Genomic DNA, 12,924 nt, shown 5'->3' with positions numbered 1-12,924 from the left:
TTGCGCAATATGTCAGTAGCGATCTGGTGGGGCAGGGCGTGATTGCGTGTTGTGCATGACAAAAAACGCATAGGCCTTGCGCTTTGTTGCGTAAGAGAAATTTGTTATTTTTTTGAACTGGCATTAAAGTGTTTTTGATATGATTAATCAAACACAGTCTCGTCATGCATCGAATGCTCAAGGCATAGGCCGTATAGAGCGTTTGCCGGTTGGGCTTAAAATTGCAGGCTTGCGTGCCCCCCACCCTGAGGGGCAAAGTATGGCGGAGCAGTGCCAAGCTGCGTTGGACGAGGGGCTGAAAGCGTTACAAGCCAGTGGTTATAGCCTGTCTGATGTAACCCGTGTGGTGTACCTCATCGCCGACGCCGCATCTTTCCCGACCTGTGCCCCCATTTTGCGGCATGTATTTGCAGAGAGTGAACCCTCTGTAACGCTTATGTGGGTGAAAAAATTGGCCGTACCTGCGGCTAAAATAGAATTTGAATTTTGCGTAAGTGAAGAGAGCAACGCTGCCTGAAGCGGCCCCTAGAAAGCCGCAAATCTTAGGCGCGTGGCAGTGTTACAATAAAGCGTGCCCCGGTAATATTACCCTTGGCATCGTGCCGGTTTTCAACGGCTATTGTTCCGTTTAACGCCTCTACAATTTGGCGGCTAATAGAGAGGCCCAGCCCTGAATGCTGGCCAAAATTCTCATTTTTAGGGCGTTCTGAATAGAACCGGTCAAAAATAGAATCGAGCTTGGCTTGGGGTATGCCCGGCCCTTCATCGCTCACGGCAAGTTCTACCATGCTGCCAAGAGGGGTGGCCTCTAAAACAATACGCCCATTAGGCGGCGAGAACGAAACCGCATTACCAATAAGGTTGCGCAGCACCTGCACCAGCCGGTCTTCTACGGCCAGCACGCGTAAGGGGTGCTCTGTTGTGTCTCCACTAATCTGGGTTGTTATAATTGGTTGGCCATCTGTGCGGGTGGCTTGGTGAATTTCTGCCAGCACAGACAGCAGCGGGCTTATGGCCATAGGCTCGGCTTGTGCGCGCGACATTTCGGCATCTAGGCGGCTAGCGTCTGAAATATCGGTAATCAGCCGGTCGAGTCGTCTTACATCTTGGTTAATAATGGTCAGCAAGCGGCGTTGCTGGTTTAGGTCTTCTATACGCAGCAGTGTTTCAATGGCTGAACGAATGGACGAGAGCGGGTTTTTGATCTCGTGGCTTACATCGGCTGCAAAACGCTCAATGGCGTCCATGCGTTTCCAAAGCGCTTGTGCGCTGGCCTGTAGAGCGCGCGCTACATCTCCAATTTCGTCTTGCCGGGCTAAAAGGCGGGCGGGCACGGTGCCTGTGCGGCCTGATGTCTCGCGCATAACCTGTGCAGCAGAGGCTAGGCGCAGCAAGGGGCGCGCAATGGTAAGCGAGAGATACCATGACAGCAGCACGGTAATAATAAGTACCATTAAAAACAGCGAGAGAATGGAAGAGCGAATAGCAAACACAGACCGGTCAACCTGTGCTGCGGCCCGTGTCAACTGGATAATGCCTACGGTGTGCCCATCACGAATGACGGGTTCGGCGACCGTAATAATAAGCCGCCCATTAGCCGTGCGCCGTATATAGGGGGGTGCTTCAGGTGGTGGGGGAAAGTTTGCATCTCTCAAGTCTTGCGGGCGGGCAGGGTCAGCGGGCAGGTCTGCCTCGTTTGTGTCTAAGGTAACAATGTCTGCGCCGTGGCTGTTCCATGCCCATGTGAGCAACCGTTCAAAAAAACCCGGCTCTCCCATAAAAGGTGGGGGCAGGCGGCGGTCTTGGCGGGAAGGTGAGAAGCGGTGTGGTGTAGGGTGGCCGGGTAGGTCGGCCAGATTATCGGCAATTAATTGCCCATCTGGGCCAAACAGGCGTGCATGAGCATTGGGGCTTGGTTCTGTCAGGCGTAAAAGCAGGCGGCTGGCGTGTGCGGCTTCTAGAACATACTCACCATCTGGGGTGAGTGTGTGGCTGCGCCCGCTACGGACAGCACTTTCACCTAATGCCCCGGCATAAATGCGGGCTTGCTCGCGCAACGCTGTAACCTCGGTTGCCAGCAAACTGTTCCGAAACTGGTTGAGGAACAGCATTGTTACGGCCAGCAAAGCCAAAGGCAGCACATTGACCAGCATAATGCGCCGCATAAGAGGCGAGACCCGCCGCCTGCGGGGGGCATCTTGCGTGGGCGGAGTGTCTTGCTCTGGCCCTTTCTCTCCCAAACCGGGCAGGCGTAGCCCCCGTAGGCGCGAGAGAGAGGAAGAAACAAGCATGCGGGTGCGGCTGGTCATGGCCGTGTTCAGTCTTCGCGGTAGCGGTAACCAATACCGTAGAGCGTTTCAATCTGGTTGAAGTTGTCATCAACCTGACGGAATTTTTTACGCACCCGTTTAATGTGGCTGTCTATGGTGCGGTCATCAACATACACCGTGTCTCCGTAGGCGGCGTCAATCAACTGGTCGCGGGACTTAACAAGGCCGGGGCGCAGGGCCAGCGTTTTAACCAGCAAAAACTCTGTTACGGTAAGCGGGACATCTTGGCCGTTCCATGTGCATTTGTGGCGTAATTCGTCCAAAGACAGCGAGCCGCGCGTTAAAGCGCCACCCACTGGCGTGCCAGAGGCCTCTGCGCGGCTGGCTTCATTACGGCGTAGCAGGGCGCGAATGCGCTCAAGCAGCAGGCGTTGTGAGAACGGCTTGGTAATGTAGTCATCTGCGCCAAGGCGCAGGCCCATAAGCTGGTCTACTTCTTCGTCTTTGGAAGACAGAAAAATAACGGGCAGGTGTGAGCGCGCCCGCAGCCGTTGCAGAAGTTCCATGCCGTCCATGCGGGGCATTTTAATATCCAGCACAGCCAGATCAACAGGGTAGGCGGTCAGGCCCTGTAAGGCCGATTCGCCGTCGGTATAGGTGCGAACATGAAAGCCCTCGGCTTCCAATGTCATTTGTACCGAGGTCAGGATGTTGCGGTCGTCATCAACCAGCGCAATCGTCTGCTTGGTACGCTCTACCATTGTCTGCGTGTTCCTTCCTCGCCAAAAGTGCAAGCCTTACAGCATACGCGGGTTTAAGCGTTTGCACTACAGGCTGTCGTATGACCTTACCGAGTGTTTTTGAAGCACGGGTTAAGAGGCTTGTAAAATCGTTATCGAAAAAAACGGCTGGGGCTTGTCGGCTTTAGGTGGGTTGCTTACTTCTTAGGGCATGACCCACGATACCGATCACAATACCGGTGCCGCCGCGGCAGAGCCAGGCAACACCGACCAAATAGCCCCCCTGCATGATGCAGCAGCCCCTACTGCTGAGCACGGGGCCGACGCAGCCCCTGCGGACGAAAGTGCTGCCAGCAAGCTGGAGCAGGAAGCCGCAGAATTTAAAGAAAAATGGCTCCGTGCAGAAGCCGAGAACCAGAACCTGCGTGCCCGCGCCAAGCGCGAGGTAGATGATGCCCGCCAGTACGCCGTGCAAAAATTTGCCCGCGATGTGGTTGAAGCCGCAGAAAACCTGCGCCGCGCTTTATCCAGCCTGCCTGCCGCACAGGAAGGCGAAGACAGCGTGTTAACGAAAATGCGCGAAGGCATTGAAAGCACCGAACGGTCTTTTATCTCCATTCTGGAACGCCACGGCATTAAATGTGAAGACGCGCAGGGCAAGGTGTTTGACGCCAACCTGCACCAAGCTATGGCAGAACAGCCCAGCGCCGAGCACGAGCCGGGTACAGTTATGCAAGCCTGGACCCCAACATGGACACTTCATGGCCGCTTGCTTAAGCCCGCCATGGTGGTGGTTGCCAAAGCCCCGGCCTAAAGCGGGCAAGTGGGCCGTATGGCATAAAAGGGTAATAATTTTGTTGCCCTTAGCCCCTTGCTTCTACTTGAAACGTGAAGGGGCACGCCATACATCATACTTAACACTCAAGGCCTGACCCAATAAGGCAGGCAGAGAGATTAGGACTTCACCCGGTGCTTCGGGCCAGGCGGGGTCGCTGAAGGAGAGTATATAAATGAGTAAAGTTATTGGTATTGACCTTGGTACAACCAACTCTTGCGTTGCTGTACGTGAAGGTAACGAAAACCGGGTTATTGAAAACAGCGAAGGTGCCCGCACCACCCCGTCTATGGTTGCTTTCACCGAAGGTGGTGAAATGCTGGTGGGCCAGGCTGCAAAACGCCAAGCTGTTACCAACCCAGAAAACACTTTCTATGCTGTTAAGCGCCTGATCGGCCGCCGTTACGACGATGCGACAGTGCAGAAAGACAAAGAAATGGTGCCCTACGCCATTGTTAAAGGTGACAATGGGGATGCATGGGTTGAGGCGCGCGGCAATAAATATCCCCCCTCAAAAATTTCTGCCGACGTTCTGGGCAAAATGAAAGAAACCGCCGAATCTTACCTCGGCGAAAAAGTGACGCAGGCCGTTATTACGGTTCCCGCTTACTTTAACGATGCTCAGCGTCAGGCTACCAAAGACGCAGGCCGCATTGCTGGTCTTGAAGTGCTGCGTATCATCAACGAACCAACAGCTGCTGCCCTTGCTTACGGCATGGAAAAGAAAAGCGGCGGTACGGTTGCGGTTTATGACCTTGGCGGCGGTACGTTTGACGTGTCCGTGCTGGAAATTTCTGATGGCGTGATCGAAGTGAAAGCCACGAACGGTGATACGTTCCTTGGTGGTGAAGACTTTGATAACCGCATCATTGGTTACATGGCAGATGAGTTCAAGCGCGAACAGGGCATTGACCTGCGCTCTGACAAGCTGGCTCTACAGCGACTGAAAGAAGCCGCAGAAAAAGCGAAGATTGAGCTGTCTTCTTCCAAAGAAACAGAAATCAACCTGCCGTTTATTACCGCTGATGCTTCTGGGCCTAAGCACCTTGTGCTGAAACTGACCCGCGCAAAGCTGGAAAGCCTTGTTGACGATCTGATCCAGCGCACGCTTGAACCTTGCAAAGCTGCTCTGAAAGACGCCGGTGTTACTGCTGCCGAAGTGGATGAAGTCATCCTCGTTGGTGGTATGACCCGTATGCCAAAAGTGATCGAAGCGGTTAAAGGCTTCTTTGGTAAAGACCCAGCCCGTAACGTAAACCCAGACGAAGTGGTGGCCATTGGTGCAGCTATTCAGGGTGCGGTGCTGAAAGGTGATGTTAAAGACGTTCTGCTGCTGGACGTAACCCCGCTATCTTTGGGTATTGAAACCCTTGGTGGCGTGTTTACCCGCCTGATCGACCGCAACACCACCATTCCGACCAAGAAAAGCCAGACCTTCTCTACCGCAGAAGATAACCAGAACGCCGTGACCATTAAGGTTTACCAAGGCGAGCGTGAAATGGCGGCTGATAACAAGCTGCTTGGTAACTTTGACCTGACCGGTATCGCCCCCGCACCGCGTGGCGTGCCCCAGATTGAAGTGACCTTCGATATTGATGCCAACGGCATTGTGTCTGTGTCTGCTAAAGACAAGGCAACTGGTAAAGAACAGCAGATCAAAATCCAGGCTTCTGGCGGTCTGTCTGATAGCGATATCGAGCAGATGGTGAAAGACGCTGAAGCAAACGCTGAAGCCGATAAAGCCAAGCGCGAACAGGTTGAAGTGCGTAACAACGCTGAAAGCCTTGTGCACCAGGTTGAAAAGTCTCTGTCTGAAGCAGGCGATAAAGTGCCCGCAGAAGATAAGAGTGCGGCAGAAGCAGCAATTGCAGACACCAAAAAAGCTCTTGAAGGCACCGATGCAGAAGCCATCAAAAGCTCTACGGAACGTCTGACACAGGCCGCCATGAAAATTGGTGAAGCTGTGTATAAAGCTGGTCAGGCTGAAGAAGGTGCTGCTGCTGGCGGTGCTGAAGCCAAGCCAAATGAAGACAAAATTGTCGATGCGGACTTCGAAGACGTAAACGACAAAAAGTCCTGATCGGACGCGACCTGACACGGTGGCAGGGTGGTAACACCCTGTTAGCGTAGTATTTTTCTCTGGCGTCCGCGCTTCTTGGAAGGCGGACGCCTTTGTCATATTTAGACATATGTTGCGCTCTTTAAGAGGCAAAAACCCCGTAAGAGGACATTCATGGCCACCCAAATAGACTATTACGAAATTCTTGAAGTCTCCCGCACAGCATCGGCTGATGAGCTCAAGAAAGCCTACCGTAAAATGGCCATGAAATATCACCCAGACCGTAACCCGGGTGATGCGGGGGCAGAGGCAAAGTTTAAAGACGTTAACCAAGCCTACGATATTCTCAAAGATGAGCAAAAACGGGCGGCTTACGACCAGTACGGCCATGCTGCCTTTGAAGGTGGCGGTGGTGGCCCCGGTGGTTTTGGCGGGTTTGGTGGCTTTGGCGGTGCAGGCGCTGGCGGTTTAGGCGACATCTTTGAACAGATGTTTGGCGATATGATGGGTGGCCGCCGGGGTGGTGGTGGCCGTGCGCGCACTGGTAACGACATTCAAACCCATGTTGAAATTACGCTGGAAGAAGCCTTTACCGGCGTCAAGAAAGATGTGAGCGTTATTACGCGTGTAGCTTGTGAGAGCTGCCACGGTACAGGTTCTAACGATGGGTCTAGCGGTGTAGAAACCTGCCCAAGCTGCCACGGTGCGGGTAAAGTGCGGGCAGCCCAAGGGTTTTTTGTGGTTGAGCGACCCTGCCCAACCTGCCACGGTTCGGGTAAAATTGTTAAAGACCCATGTAAGGCCTGCCACGGGGCTGGTACGGTCGAAAAAGAACGTACAATTTCTGTGCAAATTCCCGCCGGAATTGAAGACGGCACGCGCATTCGCGTAACGGGTGAGGGCGAGGCCGGTGGCCAAGGTGTACCAGCCGGTGACCTGTATGTGCATGTTTCTGTTGCCGAACACGCTATTTTCCAGCGTGATGGTGCCAATGTTTTCTGCCGTGTGCCGTTGCGTATGGGCCAAGCTGCACTAGGTACCGAAATTGAGGTGCCGGTGATTGATGGCAACCGGGCAAAAGTAAAAATTCCAGCTGGTACGCAAACTGGCGCGCAGTTCCGCCTGCGGGGTAAAGGTTTCTCGGTTCTGCGGTCTGGCGCGCGGGGCGATATGTATATTCAGGCAACGGTTGAAACACCTCAGCACCTGAACAAGCGCCAGCGTGAACTCCTGGAAGAGTTTGAAAAAGAAGCTGGTGAAAACGTAAAAGGCAGCCCTGAACATTCTGGCTTCTTTGCCCGTGTGCGTGAGTTTTTTGAAGGCTCTAATAGCTAACAAAGCCCACGTATAACTGGCCAGTAGGGAGTGGTTAAAATGTCAAAGCAGCCTTTGCGGGTAGGTATTGCCGGTATTTCGGGCCGTGTAGGCCAATTATTGGTTGAAGAAGTGCAGGCCGCAGGGGCTGTGCTTTCTGGCGGCACAGCGCGCAATCCTGCTACGGTAAGCACTGTGCCCGAAGGGGTGCCTGTTTTTGCTGACCTGGCTGATTTAGCTGCCATAAGCGATGTGGTTATAGACTTTACGCATGCAGAGACCGCTATTGCGCATGCAAAAGCAGTGGCAGCCCACGGCACAGCGTGGGTATTAGGCACAACTGGGCTTTCTCCAGAGCAGAGCAAAGCAGTGCGAGAAGCGGCTAAAAAATGCGTGGTGGTGCATGCCGCTAATTTTTCGGCAGGTGTCACACTTGTTTCTCGGTTGGCACTCATGATGGGGCAGGCTTTACCCGCCGAAACATATGATGCCGAAATTGTGGAAATGCACCACCGGCAAAAGGTTGATGCGCCTTCTGGTACGGCATTGGCCTTGGGGGAATCCGTGGCGCAAGGGCGTGGTGTTGCCTTGGCTGATGTGCGCGAAAGCGGACGGGACGGCCATACCGGGCCACGCAAAACAGGTGCTATTGGGTTTGCGGCCCTACGGGGTGGCCAAATTGTGGGTGAGCATGAGGTGCTTTTCACCTCAGCCGATGAGCAGATAACCATAAGCCACCGGGCTTTTAACCGGCGCATTTTTGCCACTGGTGCCGTGCGGGCTGCCCAATGGGGGGCTGAGCAACCCGCCGGTTATTACGGCATGGAAGATGTTTTAGGCCTGCCACCGCTTTAAAAGGGTGTGCAATAATTTAACGTTTATTTTTGTAAATAAAAATAATCCATGCCCATCTCAGCCCTTATAGGGTAAGGGCTGAGGGCTGAAAAACCGCGCTAAATAGGCGGGTAATGCGTCTGGCGCATGCAGGTTGGGGGTTTGTCCTTTTGCGTGCATAGCCGCAATACACTTGACCATTGCCCACTATTCCGCCACACGGTTCCGTCGCCTTATCTCTAGGGCGGCGTTCACAATTCCTATTTCACAGTGCGTGGGGCAGACGGCACCATCATGCGTAAAGACGGCGATTTCCTGTTCACTTCAGAATCTGTTTCTGAAGGTCACCCAGATAAGGTTGCAGACCGGATCAGCGATACTGTTCTTGATGCTTACCTTGCCGCAGACCCGGAAGCGCGCGTGGCCTGTGAAACAATGGTCACCACCAACCGTATTATTCTGGCGGGTGAAGTACGTGGCCCGGCTTCTGTCACGTCTGAAGGCCTTATTCAGGCAGCGCGTGATGCCGTAAAAGATATCGGCTACGATCAGGAAGGTTTCTCCTGGCGTAAGGCTGATGCCGCCAATTACCTGCACGCACAGTCCGCTGATATTGCTGTTGGCGTTGATAGTGCCGGTGAAAAAGACGAAGGCGCAGGCGACCAGGGTATTATGTTCGGTTACGCATCGAACGAAACAGATACCCTTATGCCTGCTCCAATTTACTATGCGCACCGCATTTTGCACACCATTCGCGACCTGCGTCGCGCGGGTGATGCACGCGTTGCTGGCCTGCAGCCAGATGCTAAAAGCCAGGTCACACTGCATTACTCTAATGGCCGCCCTGTTAAAGCGACATCTGTTGTTATTTCTACACAGCATGATGAAGGCATTAATCAGGCCGAACTGCGTGAGCGCCTTGGTGGTGTTGTGCGTGAGCAGCTGCCAGAAGGCTGGATGCCAGAAGATAAAGAATTTTACGTAAACCCAACCGGTGTATTCGTTATCGGTGGCCCAGATGGTGACTGCGGGCTGACAGGGCGTAAAATTATTGTTGATACCTACGGTGGCGCAGCCCCGCATGGTGGTGGCGCTTTCTCTGGTAAAGACCCAACGAAAGTTGACCGCTCAGCCGCTTATGCCTGCCGCTATCTGGCCAAGAACGTTGTGGCTGCCGGTCTTGCAGACCGTTGCACCATTCAGCTTTCTTACGCCATTGGCGTCTCTCATCCGCTGTCTGTCTACGTTGATCTGGACGAAACCGGCAAAGATGTTGATGAAGCCCGCCTTGGCAGCATTCTGCGCGATGTTATGGATCTGACACCACGCGGTATCCGTAAGCACCTGCGCCTTAACCGCCCGATCTATGCTGAAACATCAGCTTATGGTCACTTTGGCCGTACACCAGACGACGCCCGTGATAACTTTACATGGGAACGGACTGACCTGGTTGACGCTCTGCGTAGCGCCCTGAACCGCTAAAGTTTAAGGGTTGCAGAGATCATGACGGAGGACGTACGCGCACCAGATGTCAAGCCGCCGCCCGAACGGTTGTATGGGCGGCAACGCGGGCACCCGCTGCGTCCTCGTCAGGAACGCTTGCTAGAAGAAGCGCTGCCTCGGCTGCGCTTCCCGCTTGAAAAAGCGGGCACACCAAAGCTGGGTTTTGGTAAAGAACCAGCCCAAATTTGGTTTGAGGTTGGCTTTGGGGGCGGAGAGCACTCCTACGCGCAGCATAATGCGCACCCCGATGTTGGCTATATTGCCTCTGAAGTTTTTCATAATGGCCTATGTTCTCTTCTCACCCGCCTTGTGCCGGTTGAGGAAGAAGCCACGGCGCCAATTCCCGATATGCTGCGGTTGTGGGACGATGATGCCCGCATTCTGCTAAAGGCGATGCCTGAAGCCAGCGTGGATCGGTTGTTTTTAATGTTTCCTGACCCGTGGCCAAAAGCCAAGCATGCCAAGCGCCGCTTTGTGCACCCGCATAATGTTGAGCTGGTAGCCCGCGTGCTTAAGCCCGGTGCCGTGTGGCGTGTAGCGAGTGACGACCCAACCTACCAGGCATGGGTTGAAGAGGTGATGGGGGCCCAGCCCTATTTTGATGCCCCCCCACCCGTGACAGAACGCCCGCAAGGGTGGTTTCCTACACGGTACGAGGCCAAGGCCATTGCCGCGGGCCGGCAGCCGCTTTACTGGACATTTACCCGCCGTTAAGGGGCAGTTCTGCCTTTGTGGTGGTTGCTCTTGCACGGCAGGTTGGGTAAGCAGCGGCTTTACAGCTTTTAGCCGTGCGAAAGGTCTCCGTTTATGAGCCACACCCCGCTGCCCGTGCGCCGCGCCCTTATTTCTGTTTCAGATAAAACCGGTCTGCTTGACCTTGGTCGCGCTTTGGTCGCGCATGGGGCAGAAATTTTGTCTACTGGTGGCTCAGCCAAAGCCTTGCGTGAGGCTGGCCTGCCCGTAACCGAGGTTTCTGATCATACGGGTTTCCCTGAAATTTTGGATGGCCGCGTTAAAACGCTCGTGCCCCAAATTCATGGTGGTATTTTAGGCCGTAGAGACCTGCCAGCGCATGTTGGCCAAATGCAAGAGCACGGCATTGCTCCTATCGATCTGGTAGCCGTGAATCTTTACCCGTTTGAAAAAACCGTGGCGTCTGGCGCTGGCGCAGAAGACTGCATTGAAAATATTGATATTGGTGGCCCAGCCCTTATTCGCGCCGCTGCAAAAAACCATGACCACGTTGTAGTGCTAACCGACACAGCGCAATATGCTGGCTTGATTGAAGCCCTACAGGCTGGTGGCAGCACATTAGAGCAGCGCCGCGCCTATGCTGGTGCCGCTTACGCCCGCACTGCCGCTTATGATTCTGCTATTGCAACATGGTTTGCTGCGCAAGCTAACATAGACCTGCCAGAGCGCTTTACCCTTGCAGGCCAGCGTGCAGAAGTGCTGCGTTACGGTGAAAACCCCCACCAGCAGGCTGCTTTCTACCGTGATGGCAGCACCCGCCCAGGCGTGGCTACTGCCACACAGGTGCAAGGTAAGGCGCTCTCTTACAACAATATTAACGACACCGATGCTGCGTTTGAAGCTGTGGCTGAGTTTACGCAGCCTGCTGTTGTTATTGTTAAGCACGCCAACCCCTGTGGCGTAGCAACCGGTACGTCTTTGGTAGAGGCATGGCATAGCGCCCTGCGTTGCGACCCCGTTTCTGCTTTTGGGGGCATTGTAGCCCTTAACCGTACGCTGGACGCAGCTACGGCAGAGCAAATTGCAACACTCTTCACAGAAGTTATTGTTGCACCTGATGCGGAAGCAGAAGCCAAGGCTATTCTGGCCCGCAAGAAAAACCTGCGTTTGCTACTAACAGGCGCGCTGCCTAACCCGGCTGCGGCTGGTGTGGTTGTGCGCTCTGTTGCTGGTGGCTTTTTGGCCCAAACCCGCGATAACGGGCAGATTACTCCAGAGTCTCTGAAGGTGGTGACCAAGCGCGCCCCTTCAGCACAGGAAATGGAAGATCTGATGTTTGCCTTCCGTGTGGCAAAGCACGTTAAGTCAAACGCGATTGTTTACGCTAAAAACAACGCAACCGTTGGTATTGGTGCAGGCCAGATGAGCCGTGTCGATTCGGCACGCATTGCAGCCAGCAAAAGCGCTGAAGCAGCAAAAGCCGCAGGGCAGGATGCACCGCTTACACAAGGGTCTGTTGCGGCCTCTGATGCGTTTTTCCCGTTTGCTGATGGGCTTGAAACCATTGTGGCGGCAGGTGCTACCGCGGTTATTCAGCCCGGCGGCTCTATCCGTGATGATGAGGTTATTGCCGCAGCAGATGCTGCCGGTATTGCCATGGTCTTTACTGGTATGCGTCATTTCCGCCACTGACACGCTTTTACGGCGCTTGTCGGGCAGGCGTTCTTGCCGAACAATGCCGTAGAGTTCCACACATCTCTGCCCGGTTTGGCTGTTAAAAGACGGGCAGAGGGTTACATTGGTTGACCCATGCGCACCTTGCTTTTTTCTGCTGTGTCTTTTTTCGTAGCATCTACTGTTGCCGTTGCTGCTCCGGCGTCTAAACCTGCGGCATCTGCTTCGTTTGCTGCCCATCAAACCGTGACAGAAAAACAGGCTACAGGCCTTTATGACCTGTCTGGCCTGCCGCAATTTACGGGCAAAGTTGCGCAGTTTTTGCCAGCGCCACATGGGGGCGTACTGGGTGTGGTCTTAACAGACGGCACACAGGTTTTGGTCTCTCCAGACCAAGGGCATACAGTGGCCGGGCTTATTAAGCCCGGAGACACGGTGTCTATTCAAGGGTTAAAAGCCTGCAGCTTGCCGCTTATACGGGCCTTTAGCCTAACCAGCCCCCGTGGCCGTAGCATGCAAGACAGCTTTATTGTTATGCCCCAGCAGTCTCCCGAAATGATAACCGGGCCAGACCTTGTGCTGCATGGTGACATTTGGATGCCGCTTTACGACCTGAACGGTCAGGTAAGTGGTGTTATTTTAAAAGACCATACGGTTATTTACCTTGCCCCGCGTGAGGCAACGCGACTGGCTGCATGGCTTAAAGCCGGGCAAAGCATATATGCCGTTGGGACAGGCACCAGTGGTGAGCTAGGTATTGCCATTGATGCCCGCGAAATAGGCCCTACCGCAGCCCAGATGGTCGGTGTTGCAGTAGGCAATGCCCCTGCGCCAGGCCCTGCTCCGGGCAGTGCTGGGTATGACATTATACCCGGTTCAGAATAATTTTTGGCGTGATTTCATAAGCCATTAACTCTCACGTGCGAACTTTTCCGAGTTCTTTGCGTTCTCAACCGCAAGGGACATGTGGCCAGCCTTCTTTTAAGACAAAGGCTGGCTTGG

Annotated in this window: 11 protein-coding genes; 9 read left to right on the top strand and 2 right to left on the bottom strand. The window is 54.2% G+C overall.

Annotation, left to right across the window (positions count from 1 at the left end; translation table 11 throughout):
* Positions 1 to 139: 139 nt before the first annotated feature.
* Positions 140 to 517 carry a Rid family hydrolase gene (locus tag Abor_RS12330; protein WP_048842198.1) on the top strand — a complete coding sequence of 126 codons (378 nt, stop codon included), beginning with the start codon at positions 140 to 142 and terminating at the stop codon, positions 515 to 517.
* Positions 518 to 542: 25 nt separating this feature from the next.
* Here Abor_RS12330 and Abor_RS12325 read toward each other — a convergent pair whose 3' ends face one another.
* Both Abor_RS12325 and Abor_RS12320 read right to left on the bottom strand, forming a co-directional pair.
* The gene (locus Abor_RS12325) at positions 543 to 2,309 is read right to left on the bottom strand and encodes an ATP-binding protein (RefSeq protein WP_232015184.1); all 1,767 of its coding nucleotides are present in this window, start codon (positions 2,307 to 2,309) and stop codon (positions 543 to 545) included.
* 8 nt (positions 2,310 to 2,317) lie between these two features.
* A complete protein-coding gene (locus Abor_RS12320; protein WP_048842197.1) occupies positions 2,318 to 3,031 on the bottom strand; it encodes a response regulator transcription factor in 714 nt (237 codons plus the stop codon).
* A gap of 190 nt (positions 3,032 to 3,221) precedes the next feature.
* On the opposite strand from Abor_RS12320, the gene Abor_RS12315 reads away from it, so the two are divergent.
* The 8 genes from Abor_RS12315 to Abor_RS12280 all read left to right on the top strand — a co-directional run bounded on the left by Abor_RS12315 (position 3,222) and on the right by Abor_RS12280 (position 12,807).
* Complete coding sequence (locus Abor_RS12315; protein WP_048842196.1) at positions 3,222 to 3,824, top strand: nucleotide exchange factor GrpE; 603 nt, start codon at positions 3,222 to 3,224, stop codon at positions 3,822 to 3,824.
* A gap of 196 nt (positions 3,825 to 4,020) precedes the next feature.
* Entirely contained in the window at positions 4,021 to 5,925 is a 1,905-nt protein-coding gene (gene dnaK, locus Abor_RS12310) for a molecular chaperone DnaK (protein WP_048842195.1), read from the top strand.
* A 153-nt stretch (positions 5,926 to 6,078) separates the two neighbouring features.
* Positions 6,079 to 7,239 carry a molecular chaperone DnaJ gene (dnaJ, locus tag Abor_RS12305; RefSeq protein ID WP_048842194.1) on the top strand — a complete coding sequence of 387 codons (1,161 nt, stop codon included), beginning with the start codon at positions 6,079 to 6,081 and terminating at the stop codon, positions 7,237 to 7,239.
* A gap of 39 nt (positions 7,240 to 7,278) precedes the next feature.
* Positions 7,279 to 8,073: a 4-hydroxy-tetrahydrodipicolinate reductase gene (gene dapB / locus Abor_RS12300; protein ID WP_048842193.1), complete on the top strand. Its 795-nt coding sequence runs from the start codon at positions 7,279 to 7,281 to the stop codon at positions 8,071 to 8,073.
* A gap of 273 nt (positions 8,074 to 8,346) precedes the next feature.
* The gene (gene metK, locus Abor_RS12295; RefSeq protein ID WP_048842192.1) at positions 8,347 to 9,534 is read left to right on the top strand and encodes a methionine adenosyltransferase; all 1,188 of its coding nucleotides are present in this window, start codon (positions 8,347 to 8,349) and stop codon (positions 9,532 to 9,534) included.
* 21 nt (positions 9,535 to 9,555) lie between these two features.
* A complete protein-coding gene (trmB, locus tag Abor_RS12290; protein WP_048842191.1) occupies positions 9,556 to 10,269 on the top strand; it encodes a tRNA (guanine(46)-N(7))-methyltransferase TrmB in 714 nt (237 codons plus the stop codon).
* Positions 10,270 to 10,362: 93 nt separating this feature from the next.
* Positions 10,363 to 11,940: a bifunctional phosphoribosylaminoimidazolecarboxamide formyltransferase/IMP cyclohydrolase gene (purH, locus tag Abor_RS12285; protein WP_048842190.1), complete on the top strand. Its 1,578-nt coding sequence runs from the start codon at positions 10,363 to 10,365 to the stop codon at positions 11,938 to 11,940.
* Between the two features lie 117 nt (positions 11,941 to 12,057).
* On the top strand, positions 12,058 to 12,807 hold the full coding sequence (locus Abor_RS12280; protein ID WP_048842189.1) for a phosphoheptose isomerase family protein: 750 nt from the start codon (positions 12,058 to 12,060) through the stop codon (positions 12,805 to 12,807).
* Positions 12,808 to 12,924: the final 117 nt, after the last annotated feature.

The organism is Acetobacter orientalis, assembly GCF_000963965.1.
Classification (GTDB): domain Bacteria; phylum Pseudomonadota; class Alphaproteobacteria; order Acetobacterales; family Acetobacteraceae; genus Acetobacter; species Acetobacter orientalis.
Note: the sequence above shows the minus strand (reverse complement) of the source record. Positions and strands in the feature narration are given on the sequence as shown.